This is a genomic window from Streptomyces anthophorae (genome assembly GCF_049310305.1).
Taxonomy (GTDB): Bacteria; Actinomycetota; Actinomycetes; order Streptomycetales; family Streptomycetaceae; genus Streptomyces.
Map to the genome: position 1 here is coordinate 7,264,473 of NZ_JBLWQQ010000001.1, position 18,444 is coordinate 7,282,916.

Genomic DNA, 18,444 nt, shown 5'->3' on the forward strand with positions numbered 1-18,444 from the left:
GGAGGCAGAGGTATGTGACGCGGTGGCTCAGCCGTGGCGCGGGCCGGGGAAGGCGCTGGGGCGCGAGTCGTCGCGCAGGCCCGTGGTGACCGCGGTCGGCTGGGTGGGCAGCGCACGGGCGGCGGGTACCAACGGGCCCGCTCCCATCGGCACGGTGGGGCGCGCGGCCCCCGCCGAGGACGGCACCGCGGCCGCGGGTGACGCCGGGGCCTCCGCCCCGCGCTCGGCCTCGGCCGCCGCCTGGGTGACCGCCCTGCGGGCCCCGTAGCGGCGGTGGACCGCCTGCTTGGTGACGCCGAGCGCGGAGCCCACCGCGTCCCACGAGAACCCCAGCGAACGGTCGAAGTCCACGGCTGCGGTGACCAATGTCTCGACGCTGTCGCGCAGTTCCTGGGCGAGACGGACGGTGGGGGCGGGCGCCCTCCCGTAGACGACGAACCCCGCGGAGGGGCCGGAGCGGCGCGGGCGGTAGACGTTGCCCAGCTGTGCGGTGAGGGTGCGCAGTGCGTCCACCTGACGGCGGACCCGCTCGATGTCCCGCACAAGAAGATGCAGGCTGGCCCGTGCCTGGGCGTCGTGGGTTGCGTGGTCGGCCATGAACAAGCCTCTCGAACCGGCGATGAAAAAGGATCGGGCCACGCTCGCGTCAGGCGACACCGACGAAGACGAGTGAGCGATGACGGATGACTGATTGCGGCCCATGACTGGTCAACTCTTTCTTGACCAACGCGCCATTCGGTGTCGGGTCACGCTGTTCGGGCGTATCCGCATATGCGAGGGGCGCACGTCATGGCGTGCGCCCCGTACGCGCCCGCCGGACGGCGCCCATAGACTGGTGCGCTGCCCGTGACCCTGCCCCGAGAGGCTGTACGCCACCGATGAAGCTCGTCTTCGCAGGCACCCCCGAGGTCGCCGTTCCCGCCCTGGACGCCCTGATCGCCTCCGACCGGCACGAGGTCGCCGCGGTCGTCACCCGGCCCGACGCACCGGCGGGGCGCGGCCGTCGCCTGGTCGCGAGCCCGGTCGCCCAGCGGGCCGAGGAGGCCGGCATCGAGGTGCTCAAGCCTGCCAAGCCGCGCGACGAGGAGTTCCTGGCGCGGCTGCGCGAGATCGCGCCCGACTGCTGCCCGGTCGTCGCGTACGGGGCGCTGCTCCCGAAGGTCGCGCTCGACGTGCCCGCCCACGGCTGGGTCAATCTGCACTTCTCGCTGCTGCCCGCGTGGCGGGGCGCCGCGCCCGTGCAGCACGCGGTGATGGCGGGCGACGAGATCACCGGCGCGTCCACGTTCCTCATCGAGGAGGGGCTCGACTCCGGGCCCGTGTACGGGACGGTGACCGAGGCGGTCCGTGCCACCGACACCAGCGGCGACCTGCTCACCCGGCTCGCGTTCGCGGGCGCCGGGCTGCTCGCCGCGACGATGGACGGGATCGAGGACGGCACCGTGCAGGCCGTGCCGCAGCCCGCCGACGGCATCACGCTCGCGCCGAAGATCACCGTGGACGACGCCCGTATCGACTGGAACGCGCCCGCCCTCCGGGTCGACCGGGTCGTCCGCGGCTGCACGCCCGCCCCGGGTGCCTGGACCGAGTTCCGCGGCGAGCGGCTCAAGGTGCGCACGGCGGTGCTCGCCCCCGACCGCACCGACCTGGCGCCCGGAGAGATCAGCGCGGGCAAGAAGAACCTCTACGTCGGCACCGGTTCGCACGCCGTCGAGCTGCTCTGGGTGCAGGCCCAGGGCAAGAAGCCGATGGCCGCCGCGGACTGGGCGCGGGGCACCCGGATCGCCGAGGGGGAGACCCTGGGCTGACCAGCCCGCACCTCTTGGGCGGACGAGCCCACGAGGACCGCTGTCGGGGCCGGGACGTACCCTGGGAGGGTTCATCCCGGCGTACGACCCGTGCGTAGCGCCCGTACGATCCCAGCAGCGGAGCACCTTTGAGCGACCAGCCCGGCCGGCCCCCTCGTAAGCCCGGCAAGCCCCACCGCCGTCCCAAGAAGGACCCCGTGCGCATCCTCGCCTTCGAGGCGTTGCGCGCGGTGGACGAGCGGGACGCGTACGCGAACCTCGTGCTGCCGCCGCTGCTGCGCAAGGCCCGCGAGAAGGGCGACTTCGACGGGCGGGACGCCGCGCTCGCGACCGAGCTCGTGTACGGGACGCTGCGCAGGCAGGGCACGTACGACGCGATCGTGGCGGCCTGCATCGACCGGCCGCTGCGGGAGGTCGACCCGCCGGTTCTCGATGTGCTCAACCTCGGCGTGCACCAGCTGCTCGGCACGCGCATCCCCACGCACGCCGCCGTGTCCGCGTCGGTCGAGCTGGCGCGGGTCGTGCTCGGTGACGGGCGGGCCAAGTTCGTCAACGCGGTACTGCGGAAGGTCTCGCAGCACGATCTCGACGCGTGGGTCGAGCGGGTCGCGCCACCGTACGACGAGGACCCCGACGACCATCTGTCCGTGGTGCATTCGCATCCGCGATGGGTCGTTTCCGCCCTGTGGGACTCGCTGGGCGGCGGGCGTGCCGGGATCGAGGACCTCCTTGAGGCCGACAACGAGCGGCCCGAGGTGACGCTCGTGGCGCGTCCCGGGCGGACCACGGCCGAGGCCGTACTCGCCGAAGTGGGCGAGGAGTCGGGGCTTCCGGGGCGCTGGTCGCCGTACGCCGTGCGGCTCGCCGAGGGCGGCGAGCCGGGCTCGTTCGACATCGTGCGCTCGGGGCGGGCCGGAGTGCAGGACGAGGGAAGCCAGCTGGTCGCCATCGCACTCGCGAACACTCCGATCGAGGGGCGCGACGAGAAGTGGCTCGACGGGTGCGCGGGTCCCGGCGGCAAGGCGGCCATGCTGGCCGGGCTCGCGAGCGAGCGGGGCGCGACGCTGCTCGCCGCCGAGAAGCAGCCGCACCGGGCCGGGCTCGTCGCGAAGGCGCTGGCCGGGAACCCGGGCCCGTACCAGGTGATCGCCGCGGACGGGACGCGGCCGCCGTGGGGCCCCGGGACGTTCGACCGGATCCTGATGGACGTCCCCTGTACGGGACTCGGTGCGCTGCGGCGGCGTCCGGAGGCGCGGTGGCGGCGGCGTCCCGAGGACCTGGAGGGGTTCGGTCCGCTCCAGCGGGGGCTGCTGCGCAAGGCGCTGGAGTCCGTGCGGGTGGGCGGCGTCGTGGGGTACGCGACGTGCTCGCCGCATCTCGCGGAGACGCGGGCGGTCGTGGACGACGTGCTGAAGCGGGACGCCGGAGCGGAACTCGTCGACGCGCGGCCGTTGTTCGAGGGGGTGCCGGCGCTGGGGGAGGGGCCGGATGTGCAGTTGTGGCCGCATCTGCATGGGACCGATGCGATGTATTTGGCGTTGATTCGGCGTACCGCCTGAATCGTGTTGCGGCCGTCCGGGGTTGAGGTCGCGGGGCTCTGCCCCGGGCCCCGCGCCTCAGTCGCCGGCGGGGTTCGAAAGATCGGCCCTCAAGCGCCGGGCGGGCTGTATTCCGGCTCGGCCCGCGAGAGCGCACCCGGCCACCACACCTTCGCCCCCACGTCCAGGAACAAGGACGTCACCAGGATCGAACGCACCACGAACGTGTCCAGGAGGACGCCCACCGCCACCGTGAAGCCGATCTCGGCGAAGGCGACCATGGGGAGCGTGCCGAGGGCCGCGAAGGTGCCCGCGAGGACCAGGCCCGCCGACGTGATCACCGCGCCGGTCGCGGCCAGGCCCGTGACGACGCCGGGGCGGGTGCCCTGGCGTGCGGCCTCCTCACGGATGCGGGTCGTGAGGAAGATGTTGTAGTCGATGCCGAGCGCCACCAGGAAGACGAAGACGAACAGCGGGAAGTCCGTCGACTCGCCCGCGTAGTCGAAGAGGTGGCGGAAGGCCAGCGCGCTGACGCCGAGGGCCGCAGCGAAGGACAGCACGACCGTCCCGATGAGCAGCAGGGGCGCCACCAGGGCCCGGAGCAGCAGGCAGAGGATCAGCAGGACGACGACGAGGACCAGCGGGATCACCAGCTTGTTGTCGTGCGTGGTCGCCCGGTCCATGTCGAGCAGCGCCGCCGTGCCGCCGCCCACCTTCGCCTCCGCGCCGTCCACGTCGTGCACCGCGGCCCGCACCCGGTCCACCGTGTCCTTGGCGGCCCGGCTGTCGGACGGCGCCGTCGTCGTCGCCTCGAACAGGATCCGGCCGTCCGCCACGGGCCTGGTGTTCGGTGGTACGCCGATGCTGCCGCGTACGACGCCCTCCGTCGTGGCGACCGCGCGCCGCACCTGCCCGCCCCGCGCCTCGTTCGCGACGATGACGAGAGGGTCGCCGGTGCCCGCGGGGAAGTACTCCGCGGAGATCTCCTGTCCCACGATCGAGTCGGGTTTGTCGGTGAACGAGTCGGCGTTGCTGATGCCCTCCGCCCTCAGCTGGATCAGGCCGAGGGAGAGCAGCGCGAGCGCCGCCGCCGTCGCGATCCACACCAGGCGCGGGCGGCGCGCGATCCTTCGCCCGGTGCGCGCCCACACGCCCCGCTCGGTGGGTTCCGGCGAGCCGACGTGCGGGATCACCGGCCAGAACAGCCAGCGGCTGAAGATCACCAGGAGGGCCGGGAACAGCGTCAGCATCGCGAGCAGCGCGATGGCCACGCCGATCGCCGCGACCGGGCCGAGGCCGCGCGTCGAGTTCATGTCGGCCGTCAGCAGGACCAGCATGCTCAGGACGACCGTCGCGCCCGACGCGAGCACCGCGGGGCCCGCCCGGTGCAGGGCAAGCGCCATCGCCTCGTGCCGGTCCTCGTGCCTGCGCAGCTCCTCGCGGTAGCGGGCGACGAGCAGCAGCGCGTAGTCCGTCCCCGCGCCGAACACGAGGACGGTGAGGATGCCTGCGCTCTGCCCGTTCACGGTGAGCCCCGCGTGCCGGGCGAGGAGATAGATCAGCGCCTGCGCCGTGAACAGCGCCGCCACCACGCTCAGCACCGGTACGAGCAGCAGGGACGGGCTGCGGTACGTGAACAGCAGGGTCACGACCACGATGCCGAGGGCGGACAGGAGGAGGGTGGAGTCGATGCCCTCGAACGCCTTGGAGAAGTCCGCCGAGGTGCCTCCCGGCCCGGTGATGTGGATCCGCAGCCCGTCCGCCGACGTACCGGTCTCGTCCCGGATGGAGTCCACCGCGGGCGCGATCCGTTGCCAGCCCTTCGCGTCCATCGTGATCGGCACGTAGATCTGGGCCGCCGAAGGCCCGGGCCGCTTGTCGAAGAGCGGGCCGCGGGTCTCCGTACCCCGCACCCCGTGGGCGCTCAGCTGCTTGATCTGGGCGACGTCCTTGGCGATCCGGGCCCGGTCCGCGACGGTGAGCCCGCCCTCGCGCGCGTAGATCACCACGGCGGGGACGGTCTCGGGCCTGAAGTCCTTGGACAGATCGAGGACTTGGGTGGACTCCGCCGAGCCGGGCAGCCACGACTGCGCGTCGTTGCCCTGGGCGTCGGTGAGCTTCTGGGCGAGCGGCGCCGTGCCCACGATGACCACCAGCCACAGCAGCAGCACCAGCCACTTGCTGCGCCGCCCGCACACCAACCACGCGACCCCCCGGCGCTGGGGCGTCGTGCTCACCGTGCTCTGCTCGTCCGCCATGGCGTCCCCCGCTGCGTCGTGCGCGGTGCTTGCTCCCCCGAGAACCGGTTCGAGGCCGGCCCCTCCTGCGAGCCGCCAAGAATGGCACGGGCGGGCACGGCTCGGTATCGGTCTCAGGTATGGGGCCGGACCGTGGCGGAGCGTGCGCCCGGGGCATGGCACGCTTGGGGCATGGCCGTGCAGATCAACCCCAGCATCCTGTCCGCGGACTTCGCCCGCCTTGCCGACGAGGCAAAGGCCGCCGAAGGCGCCGATTGGCTCCATGTCGACGTCATGGACAACCACTTCGTCCCGAACCTGACCCTCGGGGTTCCGGTCGTAGAGTCGCTGGCGCGCGCGACGGACACCCCGTTGGACTGCCATCTGATGATCGAGGACCCCGATCGCTGGGCCCCGCAGTACGTCGAAGCGGGGGCCGGGTCCGTCACCTTCCACGCGGAGGCCGCCGCCGCCCCCGTCCGCCTCGCGCGCGAGATCCGCGCCAAGGGCGCCCGCGCCTCGATGGCCCTGAAGCCGGCGACGCCGATCGAGCCGTACGAGGATCTGCTGCCCGAGCTCGACATGCTGCTGATCATGACGGTTGAGCCGGGATTCGGGGGGCAGGCGTTCCTGGACATCATGCTGCCCAAGATCCGCCGCACCCGTGAGCTGATCGGAAAGCACGGTCTGGAGCTCTGGCTGCAGGTCGACGGCGGAGTGTCCGCCGCGACGATCGAGCGGTGCGCCGAGGCGGGCGCCGACGTCTTCGTAGCCGGTTCGGCCGTCTACGGGGCGAAGGATCCGGCGGAGGCGGTACGTGCACTGCGCACCCAGGCGGAAGGCGCCACCGCGTCCGCGACCTGGGCGTGCGGCCACTGAGCCACGGGTTCGTGAACGGCGTCCATCGGGGCTGATCAACCGCGTCGGATCTGCAAGGATGAACCGCGTATCCAGGTTGTGCGCAGCAGTCGATTCGTGAGTCGATTCATGAGCAGCAGTCGAATTCATGGCTTAAGAGAAGTTTCGTGACGTAAGAGAAGTGAGGAGAACGCCGTGTCCGCATCATCGGCGGGACGGGCGGCCCTGCGGATGGGACCCGCGGAGCTGGTGCAGGCGGCGGCCATGGCCCGTCGCTTCTACCTCGAGAACAAGTCCAAGATCCAGATCGCCGAGGAGTTCGGCGTGAGCCGATTCAAGGTGGCGCGGGTTCTCGAGACGGCCCTCGAGCGGGATCTCGTACGCATCGAGATCCGGGTCCCTGCCGAGCTGGACGCCGAGCGTTCCGACGCGCTGCGGGCCCGCTACGGGCTGCGCCACGCGGTCGTGGTCGAGTCGCCCGCCGAGGTCGACGAGTCGCCCGACCCGGAGAACCTGGGCGAGGTCGCGGCCGATCTGCTCGGCGAGCTGGTCACCGAGGGCGATGTGCTCGGCCTCGCGTGGGGCCGCTCCACCATCCACATGGCGGCCGCCCTCGACCGGCTCCCGCCGTGCACCGTGGTGCAGTTGACGGGCGTGTACGACGCGGGGACCGCGGAGCGCGGCTCCGTGGAGGCCGTACGGCGTGCGGCGCAGGTGTCGGGCGGCGACGCGCACCCGATCTACGCGCCGATGCTGCTGCCGGACGCCGCGACGGCGGCGGCGCTGCGCAACCAGACGGGGATCGCCCGCGCCTTCGAGTACTTCGACAAGGTCACCGTCGCGTGCGTGTCCATCGGTTCCTGGGAGCCGGGCATCTCGACCGTGCACGACATGCTGAGCGACGAGGAGCGCGCGCACTATGCGTCCCTCGGTGTCGCGGCGGAGATGTCGGCGCACCTGTTCGACGCGCAGGGGCGTCGGGTCGGGCGTGACCTGGGGGAGCGGTGCATCACCGTCGAGGCGGATCGGCTTCGGCGGATACCGGAGGTCGTGGCGATCGCGGGTGGCCAGCGGAAGGCTGCCGCCATTGACGCGGTGTTGCGGTCGGGGCTTGTGACGTCCTTGGTCACCGATACCGCCGCGGCGGACTTCTTGCTGGCGGCCGGGTCCGCGCCGAAGCCGGCGTTGCAGCGGGCGGATCCCGACGGGGTGTGAGGCCGGGTGCGGGGTTGCGGCCGCGGGGCTCTGCCCCGGACCCCGCGCCTCAATCGCCGGCGGGGCTTGATTGGCTCGACCGGCGGCGGGGCCTGATGTGCTGGATCGGCGGCCGGGCTTGAATTGCTCAACTGGCCGCGGGGCTTGGTTTGCTCGACCGGCACCGGGGCTTGATTGGCTCGACCGGCACCGGGGCTTGGTTTGCTGGATCGGCGCCGAGGCTTGGTTTGCTGGGTCGGCGCCGGGGCTTGAACTGGATCGATCGGCCGCGGGGCTTCAATTGGCTTGATCGGCGGCGGGTATCCATTGGCTCGATCGGGTCGATCAGTGGTACGCGCTGGCGTTGATGGCAGCATCTGGGCATGAGAGTTCTGTTCCGGGTGGTGCTCGCCTGTCTCGTGTTGTTCGTCGGGGGGTGTGCCGGGGGCTCCGAGGGGGCCTCCGGGGACGCGCCCTCCTGGGCGAAGGGCATGGCCACCGTGTCCGCGGCCGAGCTCCCCGCCGAGGCGCGGCGGACGCTCGAGCTCATCGACGACGGTGGGCCCTTCCCGTACGAGAAGGACGGCAGCGTCTTCGGGAACTTCGAGGGTGAGCTGCCGCGGCAGCCGCGCGGCCACTACCACGAGTACACCGTGCGCACCCCGGGCGAGGACGACCGGGGCGCCCGGCGCATCGTCACAGGGCGCGACGGGGAGACGTACTACACCGATGACCACTACGAGTCGTTCAAGGCGGTGCTTCGATGAGCGGGCTGCCCGCATCCCCGGACCGGTGGACCGTGCGCGGGCTCGACCTCGACGGAGTCACCGACAAGGCCGGATTCATGGACCGGTGCGCCGACGCGCTGGAGCTGCCCACATGGTTCGGGAGGAACTGGGACGCCCTCGCCGACGCGCTGAGCGATCCCGGACAGCTGCCCGAGGCGGATCAGGACGGGGCGCTCGTGCTCGTCGTGTCCGGGTGGGAAAGGTTCAGGGAGCGGCAGCCGGAGCAGTGGGACATCGCCAGTGAGGTGTTCGCACAAGCCTCCGCGGTCCAGGTGCTGCTCACGCTCGGATGATCATCCAAGGAACGTCCCTGACCTTGGGATGTTCGGCCCGGAGACGTGATTCCGGCCGCCATGGGAAAATGAAGTACGTGCTTTGTGCTCCGGGAGCAGACTTCTGGGGCCCCCTTCTACCGACTGGGATGTCCGCACGTGCGTTTCCTCAATGACATCAAGCCCGCGTACGACCTGACGTACGACGACGTCTTCATGGTGCCGAGCCGGAGCGCCGTCGGCTCCCGGCAGGCCGTGGACCTTTCGTCGCCCGACGGTACGGGCACCACGATCCCGCTGGTCGTCGCCAACATGACCGCGATCGCCGGGCGCCGGATGGCCGAGACCGTCGCCCGCCGCGGTGGCCTTGTCGTCATTCCGCAGGACATCCCGATCGAGGTCGTCACCGAGGTCATCTCCTGGGTCAAGACGCGCCACCTGGTGCTCGACACCCCGATCGTCCTCGCGCCCTCGCAGACCGTCGCCGACGCCCTGTCGCTGCTGAACAAGCGCGCGCACAACGCCGGTGTCGTCGTCGACGGCGAGCAGCGCCCCGTCGGTGTCGTCACCGACCAGGACCTGACCGGCGTCGACCGCTTCACGCAGCTGTCCGAGGTCATGTCCAAGGACCTGCTGCTGCTCGACGCGGACATCGACCCGCGCGACGCCTTCAACAAGCTGGACGGCGCCAACCGCCGCTACGCCCCGGCCGTGGACAAGGACGGCCGCCTCGCCGGCATCCTGACCCGCACCGGCGCCCTGCGCGCGACCCTCTACACCCCGGCCACCGACGCCAACGGCAAGCTGCGCATCGCCGCGGCCGTCGGCATCAACGGCGACGTGGCGGGCAAGGCCAAGCAGCTGCTCGACGCCGGCGCCGACACGCTCGTCATCGACACGGCGCACGGCCACCAGGAGTCGATGATCGAGGCCATCAAGAAGGTCCGCGCGCTCGACCCGCAGGTGCCGATCGTCGCGGGCAACATCGTGGCCGCCGAGGGCGTCAAGGACCTCATCGAGGCCGGCGCCGACATCATCAAGGTCGGTGTCGGACCCGGCGCCATGTGCACCACGCGCATGATGACCGGCGTCGGCCGGCCGCAGTTCTCCGCCGTCCTGGAGTGCGCCGCCGAGGCCAAGAAGTACGGCAAGCACGTGTGGGCCGACGGCGGCGTCCGGCACCCGCGCGACGTCGCCATGGCGCTCGCCGCCGGTGCGTCGAACGTGATGATCGGTTCCTGGTTCGCGGGCACGTACGAGTCCCCGGGCGACCTTCAGCACGACGCCAAGGGCCGCGCCTACAAGGAGTCGTTCGGCATGGCCTCGGCCCGCGCCGTGAAGAACCGGACGAGCGACGAGTCCGCCTACGACCGCGCCCGCAAGGCGCTCTTCGAGGAGGGCATCTCCACCTCGCGGATGTTCCTCGACCCGGAGCGCCCGGGCGTCGAGGACCTGATCGACTCGGTCATCGCGGGTGTGCGTTCCTCCTGCACCTACGCGGGTGCCAACTCGCTCGCCGAGTTCGAGGAGCGGGCCACCGTCGGTATCCAGTCCGCCGCCGGTTACGCCGAGGGCAAGCCGCTGCACGCCAGCTGGAGCTGACCCTCCCGCGACCCCGCCGCGAACCCCGCGTCCCTCTCCGGAGGGGCGCGGGGTTTTGTCGTATTCGGTCAATCCGCGCGCAATGGACGAAAGGTCGCGCGCAACGATCGTTCGACTCCGGGAACGTAGCGCAACGATCATGCGCGACTGCGCAAGGTTGCTGCATTACACCTGAGAAGAGAACTCCTCTAGAGTCATCCGCTGTACGTTGCGTGGCGGGGGTTCGGCCTGCTCGGCGGGACCCGTTCTCCGGGTGTGCTCCGCCGCGTCCCCCTCGCTGCGGTCAACCCCACCCGGCAGCGATCAAGGAGCAAGTCCGTGCTCGATCACGGCGCACCACCGCGCACCCCGCAAGCCCCCACGCCCGTGGGGTTCGGCGCCCGCCTCATGCGGCGCAAGCCGGTGGACCTGCTGGTCGCGGAGGGCGGCCAGGGAGAAGGCGGATCGCTGCGGCGCTCCCTCGGGCTCTGGCAGCTCACCATGATCAGCATCGGGGCCACGCTCGGCACCGGCATCTTCGTGGTGCTCGGCGAGGCCGTCCCGAAGGCCGGTCCCGCCGTCACGCTGTCCTTCGTGATCGCCGGTCTCACCGCGCTCTTCTCGGCCCTCTCGTACGCCGAGCTGGCCGGCACGATCCCGGTCGCCGGATCCTCCTACTCGTATGCGTACGCAACGATGGGCGAACTTCTCGCCTGGGTCTGCGGCTGGTGCCTGGTCCTCGAGTACGGGGTCTCGGTCGCCGCGGTCGCCGTCGGCTGGGGCGAGTACCTCAACGAGCTGCTCGACGGGACGATAGGCGTCACCATCCCGGCCGCGCTGTCCGCGCCGCCCGGTGACGGCGGGATCTTCAACCTGCCCGCGCTCATCGTGGTGCTGCTCGCCATGGTGTTCCTGCTGGGCGGCGCCAAGGAGTCCGCCCGCGCCAACACGATCATGGTCGCCGTGAAGATCGCGGCCCTGATCCTCTTCTGCGTCATCGGCTTCATGGGCTTCAAGTCCGGCAACTACGAGGACTTCATGCCGCTCGGCATGGCGGGCGTCAGCGCCGCCGGTGCCACGCTCTTCTTCTCGTACATCGGCTTCGACGCCGCCTCCACCGCCGGTGAGGAGGCGAAGAACCCGCAGCGCGACCTGCCCCGCGCCATCATGCTGTCGCTGATCATCGTCACCGCGCTGTACGTGCTCGTGGCCGCCGTCGCCGTGGGCGCCCGCCGCTGGACGGACTTCACGGACTCCGAGGCGACGCTCGCCGCGATCATGAAGGACGTCACCGGCCAGCCGTTCTGGGGCACGGTGCTCGCCGCCGGTGCCGTCATCGCCATCGCGTCCGTCGTGCTCACCGTGCTCTACGGCCAGACCCGCGTGCTCTTCGCGATGTCCCGCGACGGCCTCGTGCCCAAGATCTTCGCCAAGGTGCACCCGAAGACCGGGGCGCCGCGCGCCAACACGGTCATCGTGTCCCTGTTCTGCGGCATCCTCGCGGCCGCCGTCCCGCTCGGCCAGCTCGCCGACGCCACCAGCATCGGCACGCTCTTCGCGTTCGCCCTGGTCAACATCGCCGTGATCATCCTGCGCAGGACCCGCCCCGACATGAACCGCACCTTCCGCGTGCCGCTGTCGCCGGTCCTGCCGGTCATCGGCTTCGCGCTCTGCGTGTGGATGATGGGCAGCCTGTCCGCTATCACCTGGATCGTCTTCGGTGTCTGGATGGCCGTCGGTCTCGTGTTCTACTTCAGTTACGGGATGCGCCGCTCCCGCCTGGCCGCCTCTGACACAGGCCTCGTAGACGCAGAAAAGTGAACCTCCTGCCTTGCTGAACGATCTCGACGAACGCATCGTGCACGCCCTCGCCGAGGACGCCCGCCGCTCCTACGCGGACATCGGCCAGCTGGTCGGCCTGTCCGCGCCCGCCGTGAAACGCCGCGTGGACCGGCTGCGGGCCACCGGCGCGATCACCGGGTTCACGGTGCGCGTCGACCCGGCCGCGCTCGGCTGGGAGACCGAGGGGTTCATCGAGATGTACTGCCGCTCCAACACCTCGCCGGAGGCGATCCGGCGGGGCCTGGAGCGTTATCCCGAGGTCGCGTCCGCCTCCACCGTCACCGGTGAGGCGGACGCGATCGTGCAGGTCTTCGCCTCCGACATGCGGCACTTCGAGCGCGTCCTGGAGCGGATCGCGGGGGAGCCCTTCGTCGAGCGGACGAAATCCGTGCTCGTCCTGTCGCCGCTGATGCGGCGTTTCACCTCGGGTGCGCCCGCGTAGCGGGAGCCCCACGCGTACGGACCGGCCTCACGCGTACGGATCGGCCCCGCGCAACGAATCGCCGTTCGGTGCGAAAATCACGCAACGAACAGCTCGGCATCGCGCAACAGGTGGTTCTTGTCCACGGTGGTGGTCCCCCCGTAGCTTTTTGGTGACCCCGAACCCCGCCCCGTACCGGTTGAGGACACCCATGCGCACCGCCCTGCTCCAGAGCTCAGGACACCCCGGCTCCACCGCCGCGAACCTCAAGGTTCTCGACGCGGCCGCGGGCCGGGCCGCCGCGGTGGGCGCCGGGATCCTCGTGACCTCGGAGATGTTCCTGACCGGGTACGCGATCGGTGACGACGTGGCCCGGCTCGCCGAGCCCGCCGACGGGGACGCCGCCGACGCGGTCGCGGAGATCGCGCACCGGCACGGCCTCGCCGTCGCCTACGGCTATCCGGAGCGCGCGGGCGACCCCGACGGCATGGTCTTCAACTCCGTACAGCTGATCTCCGCCGAGGGCGCCCGCCTCGCGAACTACCGCAAGACGCACCTCTTCGGCTGCTTCGAGCGCGAGCAGTTCACGCCCGGCGAGCAGCCCGTCGTGCAGGCCGAGGTGAACGGTCTGCGGGTCGGCCTCATGATCTGCTACGACGTCGAGTTCCCGGAGAACGTCCGGGCGCACGCCCTCGCCGGCACCGACCTGCTGCTCGTGCCGACGGCGCAGATGCACCCCTTCCAGTTCGTCGCCGAATCGGTCGTGCCGGTGCGCGCCTTCGAGAACCAGCTGTACGTCGCGTACGTCAACCGGGTCGGCGCGGAAGGGGAGTTCGAGTTCGTCGGGCTCTCCACGCTCGCGGGACCCGACGGGGTGGCCCGCGCCCGCGCGGGGCGCGGCGAGGAGCTCGTTTTCGCCGACGCCGACCCCGACTTCCTCGCCGCCTCCCGTGCGGCCAACCCGTATCTGAGCGACCGCCGCCCGGCGCTGTACGGCCCGCTCGCCTCCTGAGGCCCGGCCCCCGGCCCCGCCTCAACTCCCGCTTCCTGCCCAGCACTTCAGTACCCCGCAAGGAGTCCGCACCCCATGACGTCCACGGTGCCCACCGCCGCCCAGCACACCGAGGGCCAGCCGCCCATCACGATGTTCGGGCCGGACTTCCCGTACGCGTACGACGACTTCCTCGCCCACCCGGCGGGCCTCGGCCAGATACCCGCGACCGAGCACGGCACCGAGGTCGCGATCATCGGCGGCGGCCTGTCCGGCATCGTCGCCGCGTACGAGCTGATGAAGATGGGCCTCAAGCCCGTCGTGTACGAGGCGGACCAGATCGGCGGCCGGCTGCGTACGGTCGGCTTCGAGGGCACACCGGCGCAGGCCTCCGGCCTCACCGCCGAGATGGGCGCGATGCGCTTCCCGCCGTCGTCCACGGCGCTTCAGCACTACATCGACATGGTCGGACTGAAGACGCGGGCGTTCCCCAACCCGCTCTCGGAGGCCACGCCCTCGACCGTCGTCGACCTCAAGGGCGAGTCCCACTACGCGGAGACGATCGCCGATCTGCCGCAGGTGTACAGGGACGTCGCCGAGGCCTGGAACAAGTGCCTCGACGAGGGCGCCGACTTCTCCGACATGAACCAGGCGATGCGCGAGCGCGACGTGCCGCGCATCCGCGAGATCTGGGGCAAGCTCGTCGAGAAGCTCGACAACCAGACCTTCTACGGGTTCCTCTGCGAGTCCGAGGCGTTCAAGTCCTTCCGGCACCGGGAGATCTTCGGCCAGGTCGGCTTCGGCACCGGCGGCTGGGACACCGACTTCCCGAACTCCATCCTGGAGATCCTGCGCGTCGTCTACACCGAGGCCGACGACCACCACCGCGGCATCGAGGGCGGCTCGCAGCAGCTGCCGCTGCGCCTGTGGGAGCGCGAGCCGCGGAAGATCGTGCACTGGGCGCCCGGTACCTCGCTGTCCAGCCTGCACGTCGACGGCAAGCCGCGCCCGGCCGTCACCTGGCTGTCCCGCACCGCCGGGAACCACATCACCGTGACGGACGCCGACGGCGACATCCGCACGTACAAGGCCGCGATCTTCACCGCCCAGTCGTGGATGCTGCTGTCCAAGGTCGACTGCGACGACTCGCTGTTCCCGATCGACCACTGGACGGCGATCGAGCGCACGCACTACATGGAGTCCAGCAAACTGTTCGTGCCGGTCGACCGGCCGTTCTGGCTCGACAAGGACGAGGACACCGGCCGTGACGTCATGTCGATGACGCTGACCGACCGGATGACCCGTGGCACCTACCTGCTGGACGACGGGCCGGACAAGCCCGCCACGATCTGCCTCTCCTACACGTGGTGCGACGACAGCCTCAAGTGGCTGCCGCTGTCCGCCAACGAGCGCCTCGAAGTGATGCTGAAGTCGCTCGGCGAGATCTATCCCAAGGTCGACATCCGCAAGCACATCATCGGCAACCCGGTGACCGTGTCCTGGGAGAACGAGCCGTACTTCATGGGTGCGTTCAAGGCGAACCTGCCCGGCCACTACCGTTACCAGCGCCGCCTGTTCACGCACTTCATGCAGGAGACGCTGCCCGAGGACCGGCGGGGCATCTTCCTCGCCGGCGACGACATCTCGTGGACGGCCGGGTGGGCCGAGGGCGCCGTGCAGACCGCGCTGAACGCCGTGTGGGGCGTCATGCACCACCTCGGCGGCAGCACGGACGCGTCGAACCCCGGCCCGGGCGACGTCTTCGAGGAGATCGCGCCGGTGGAGCTCCCGGAGGACTAGAGGACCAGAGGTCCAGAGGAGCTAGACCCCGGCCGCCCGCGCCTTCTCGTACACCTCCGCCGCGACGTCCTTGAGCTCCTGGGCGTCGCGGGCCTGGCCCTGGAGTTCGATCAGGATCTCCTCCAGGCCCACCTCGTCGTGCGCGACCAGGTCCTCCACGATCTGGTCGGCGCTGCCCTGGAACGGCTTGCGGTCCTCTCCGGTGTACGGCTCCCGCGAGTAGGTCGCGTTGGCGCGCAGCACCGTCTGGAGGGGAGCGGTGCGGCCGCGCTCCTCGGCGAGGGCCTGGAGCCGGTCCCACTGCTGCTTGAGGCCCTCGGCCCCCATCGCGGCGGGCATCCACCCGTCCGCCTTGTCGACCAGACGGCGGGCCGACCTCGGGCTGTTCGCCGGGAGCAGGATCGGCAGCGGGCCGGCGGGCTTGGGGCCGACCACGGACGGCGCGATCTTCGTCAGCTCTCCCTCGTACGCCACCGGGTCCGGGCCCCACACCGCGCGGCACACGTCGAGCAGTTCGTCGAGCACCTTGCCGCGCCGCTCGAAGGGGGCCACGCCCGCCGCCGCGTACTCGTCGTGCGACCAGCCCGTGCCGAGCCCCGCGACGACGCGGCCCCCGCTCGCCGCGTCCAACGAGGCCAGGGAACGGGCCAGTTGGAACGGGACGTGCAGCGGCGCCACCAGGACGCTGGTGCCGAGCCGGGCGCGGGACGTGGCGGACGCCGCGAGGGTGAGCGCGACGAGCGGATCGGCGACCGAGCGGTACTGGTCGGGCCAGGGCAGGCCCGGGATTCCGTACAGGCCCTGGGTGGCGGGCTCGGGGAACAGGATCCGCTCGAACACCCACAGGCTGTCGTAGCCCACGGCCTCCGCCGCGCGCGCCACGTCCGGGACGTCCCTGCCGATGTCGTACTGCTTCATCTGGGGCAGTCCGAGGCCGAGTCGGGTCGTCGTCGCCATGCTCGTGCTCCTTTGCTCGACAGCGTGGGTCGTGGTGTCAACGCGCCTGTGCGGTACGGATGTTCCCGGCGCGGCGGCCGGGTCAGTCCGGCAGCGGGGTGAGCAGCATCCGGCCGACCAGGCCCACCGAAGCGTCGAGGCGGTGGGCGAACTCGGCCTCCACGGACGGCAGGTCGCGCAGCGCCCACAGCGCGCGGGCCGCGCCCCACGCGCCGTCGCGGGCGCGCTCCAGGCTCCACGCGCCGAGCAGATGGGTCAGCGGATCGGCGACCTGGAGCAGGTCGGGGCCCGGCATCAGCTCTTCGCGGACGCGCTCCTCCATCGTGACGAGGAGGTCGCCCACGCGCTCGAACTCGTCCTCCAGGGCACCCGGTTCGCAGCCCAGCGTGCGACACGCGTCCACGACGGCGAGCGCCAGATCGTGCCCGATGTGCGCATTGATGCCCGCCAGCGCGAACTGCAAGGGGCGTACGCCGGGATGCCGGCGGAACTGGAACAGGGGCCGCCAGCAGGCGGGCGGGCGCGCGCCGTGGGACGCCGCGTCGACCGCCGTGAGATAGCGCTCGGCGAACCGGACATCCAGCGTGACCGCCGCTCCCCGGTCCACGAAGCCGCTCGTGGGGCCGCCGTCGATGGCCCGGTCGACCGCCTCCGTGACGGAGAGATAGACCCGGTTGAAGACGGCCACGCCGTCGCGCGGTGGCAGATCCGCCCCGAGCGCGCGCATCCGTGCGATCACGATGTCGACCCCCTGAGCGGGAATCCGGGCCTGTGCGAACCGCTCCAACTGCGCCATGCACGCAGCGTCCCAGTCGTAGCCTTGCGCGGACGTCGGCTGGCCGGGGGCTTCCCCAGAACGAGGGAACGGCGGACCTGAAGGGGGAGGGTGCGGTGTCGGGCTCACGCGCGCGACGGCTGGCCGAACGACGGGCGGAGCGACGCCGCGGCGCCGTGCGCGGAGCACTCGCGGCGGCGGCCTCGGCCGTGGTGGCCGTCGGCACCGTGGCGGGCCTCGTCTCCGCCATGGGCGACGGGCGCGGCGAGGCGGACGAGGCACGCCCGACCGTCAGCGCCACCCCGAGCCCGCCCCCGCAGCCCGCGGTACCGACCCCGTCCGCGACGAGCAACTCACCTTCGCCGTCAAAGAGGTCGAAGCCGAAGCCCAAGAAGACGGCCCCCGCGCGACCGAAGCCGTCGAGCGCCCCGCCGGCCGCGAGCGACCTGTACCGCTACGGCGACTCCCAGGTCCTCGACTGGGTGCGGGCCAACCGCTCCGACCCGCGCCGCCCGCTCATCGAGTCCCGGATAGCGAACCGCCCGGCCGCCGTCTGGTTCGCCGACCACGCCCCCGCCACGATCACCGCGCGGGTGCGCGCGGTCACCTCGGCCGGTGCGCGCGCCGGACAGGTGCCGGTGCTCGTCCCGTACGCCGTCCCCGACCGCGACTGCGGCGGGCACTCCGAGGGCGGGGCGCCCGACCTGGACGCGTACGGCGACTGGATCGAGCGGTTCGCGCGGGGCCTCGGCTCCCGCGAGGTCATCGTGATCCTGGAGCCCGACGCGCTGTCCCAGACCGAGTGCCTGTCCAAGGGCCAACAGGCCGACCGGTACGCGGCGTTGGCCCACGCGGGCCGGGCCCTGAAGTCCGCGAATCCGCGCGCCCGCGTCTACTACGACGGCGGGCACTCCGCCTGGAACCCGCCCGGCACCCAGGCCGCACGGCTGCGCGCGGCGGGCGCCGCCTCCGCCGCGTCGTCCGACGGCGTGTTCACGAACGTCTCCAACTTCCACCGGACGTCCGACGAGATCGCGTACGCCCGCAAGGTGCTCGCCGCGCTGGGCGGGCCGAGCGGCCTGGGCGCCGTCATCGACACGAGCCGCAACGGCAACGGCGCCCCGGCCGACGGCGAGTGGTGCGACCCCGACGGCCGCGAACTGGGCCGGGCCCCGACGCTGCGCACCGGGGAGGCCCGCATCGACGCGTATCTGTGGGTGAAGCTGCCCGGGGAGTCGGACGGGTGCAAGGGGGAGCCGGGGACGTTCACGGCGGACTACGCGTACGAGCTGGCGGACTGAAGCGATCACCGGGCGGCCGCTCCGGTAAGTCCCGTACGTACTTGAGGGGTTGACAGTTCCAGTGGCCGGAATATGTTGCAT

16 protein-coding genes are annotated in these 18,444 nt (G+C 71.5%); 12 read left to right on the plus strand and 4 right to left on the minus strand.

What is annotated here, in order from left to right:
- Nucleotides 1-27: 27 nt before the first annotated feature.
- Nucleotides 28-597 (minus strand): hypothetical protein, encoded by a 570-nt coding sequence (locus ACNYS0_RS33045; protein WP_422478838.1) that lies wholly within the window; start codon nucleotides 595-597, stop codon nucleotides 28-30.
- A gap of 281 nt (nucleotides 598-878) precedes the next feature.
- Between ACNYS0_RS33045 and fmt the strand changes: the two genes are divergently transcribed.
- A complete protein-coding gene (gene fmt, locus ACNYS0_RS33050) occupies nucleotides 879-1,808 on the plus strand; it encodes a methionyl-tRNA formyltransferase (RefSeq protein WP_422430016.1) in 930 nt (309 codons plus the stop codon).
- Between the two features lie 128 nt (nucleotides 1,809-1,936).
- Nucleotides 1,937-3,367, plus strand: coding sequence for an RsmB/NOP family class I SAM-dependent RNA methyltransferase (locus ACNYS0_RS33055; protein WP_422478840.1), 1,431 nt, complete (start codon nucleotides 1,937-1,939; stop codon nucleotides 3,365-3,367).
- An 89-nt stretch (nucleotides 3,368-3,456) separates the two neighbouring features.
- Here ACNYS0_RS33055 and ACNYS0_RS33060 read toward each other — a convergent pair whose 3' ends face one another.
- Complete coding sequence (locus ACNYS0_RS33060; protein WP_422478842.1) at nucleotides 3,457-5,604, minus strand: MMPL family transporter; 2,148 nt, start codon at nucleotides 5,602-5,604, stop codon at nucleotides 3,457-3,459.
- Nucleotides 5,605-5,775: 171 nt separating this feature from the next.
- On the opposite strand from ACNYS0_RS33060, the gene rpe reads away from it, so the two are divergent.
- The 9 genes from rpe (at nucleotide 5,776) to ACNYS0_RS33105 (ending at nucleotide 15,330) form a co-directional block, all read left to right on the plus strand.
- Nucleotides 5,776-6,462, plus strand: a complete 687-nt coding sequence (gene rpe, locus ACNYS0_RS33065) for a ribulose-phosphate 3-epimerase (RefSeq protein ID WP_422478844.1) — start codon at nucleotides 5,776-5,778, stop codon at nucleotides 6,460-6,462.
- Nucleotides 6,463-6,672: 210 nt separating this feature from the next.
- Nucleotides 6,673-7,656: a sugar-binding transcriptional regulator gene (locus tag ACNYS0_RS33070; protein ID WP_385763194.1), complete on the plus strand. Its 984-nt coding sequence runs from the start codon at nucleotides 6,673-6,675 to the stop codon at nucleotides 7,654-7,656.
- Between the two features lie 362 nt (nucleotides 7,657-8,018).
- Entirely contained in the window at nucleotides 8,019-8,402 is a 384-nt protein-coding gene (locus ACNYS0_RS33075; RefSeq protein WP_422478846.1) for a guanyl-specific ribonuclease, read from the plus strand.
- Entirely contained in the window at nucleotides 8,399-8,716 is a 318-nt protein-coding gene (locus ACNYS0_RS33080) for a barstar family protein (protein WP_422478848.1), read from the plus strand. The genes ACNYS0_RS33075 and ACNYS0_RS33080 overlap by 4 nt, the downstream gene beginning before the upstream one ends.
- Nucleotides 8,717-8,854: 138 nt before the next feature.
- Nucleotides 8,855-10,297 carry a GuaB1 family IMP dehydrogenase-related protein gene (locus ACNYS0_RS33085; RefSeq protein ID WP_422478849.1) on the plus strand — a complete coding sequence of 481 codons (1,443 nt, stop codon included), beginning with the start codon at nucleotides 8,855-8,857 and terminating at the stop codon, nucleotides 10,295-10,297.
- Between the two features lie 318 nt (nucleotides 10,298-10,615).
- Nucleotides 10,616-12,097: an amino acid permease gene (locus ACNYS0_RS33090; RefSeq protein WP_422478850.1), complete on the plus strand. Its 1,482-nt coding sequence runs from the start codon at nucleotides 10,616-10,618 to the stop codon at nucleotides 12,095-12,097.
- Between the two features lie 10 nt (nucleotides 12,098-12,107).
- On the plus strand, nucleotides 12,108-12,560 hold the full coding sequence (locus tag ACNYS0_RS33095) for an Lrp/AsnC family transcriptional regulator (RefSeq protein WP_422478851.1): 453 nt from the start codon (nucleotides 12,108-12,110) through the stop codon (nucleotides 12,558-12,560).
- A gap of 190 nt (nucleotides 12,561-12,750) precedes the next feature.
- Nucleotides 12,751-13,551: a carbon-nitrogen hydrolase family protein gene (locus tag ACNYS0_RS33100; RefSeq protein ID WP_422478853.1), complete on the plus strand. Its 801-nt coding sequence runs from the start codon at nucleotides 12,751-12,753 to the stop codon at nucleotides 13,549-13,551.
- Nucleotides 13,552-13,626: 75 nt separating this feature from the next.
- Nucleotides 13,627-15,330, plus strand: a complete 1,704-nt coding sequence (locus tag ACNYS0_RS33105; RefSeq protein WP_422478855.1) for a flavin monoamine oxidase family protein — start codon at nucleotides 13,627-13,629, stop codon at nucleotides 15,328-15,330.
- 21 nt (nucleotides 15,331-15,351) lie between these two features.
- Here ACNYS0_RS33105 and ACNYS0_RS33110 read toward each other — a convergent pair whose 3' ends face one another.
- On the minus strand, nucleotides 15,352-16,287 hold the full coding sequence (locus ACNYS0_RS33110) for an LLM class F420-dependent oxidoreductase (protein ID WP_422478857.1): 936 nt from the start codon (nucleotides 16,285-16,287) through the stop codon (nucleotides 15,352-15,354).
- Nucleotides 16,288-16,369: 82 nt separating this feature from the next.
- Complete coding sequence (locus ACNYS0_RS33115; protein ID WP_422478859.1) at nucleotides 16,370-17,083, minus strand: DUF5995 family protein; 714 nt, start codon at nucleotides 17,081-17,083, stop codon at nucleotides 16,370-16,372.
- Nucleotides 17,084-17,178: 95 nt separating this feature from the next.
- Between ACNYS0_RS33115 and ACNYS0_RS33120 the strand changes: the two genes are divergently transcribed.
- On the plus strand, nucleotides 17,179-18,363 hold the full coding sequence (locus ACNYS0_RS33120) for a glycoside hydrolase family 6 protein (protein ID WP_422478861.1): 1,185 nt from the start codon (nucleotides 17,179-17,181) through the stop codon (nucleotides 18,361-18,363).
- Nucleotides 18,364-18,444: the final 81 nt, after the last annotated feature.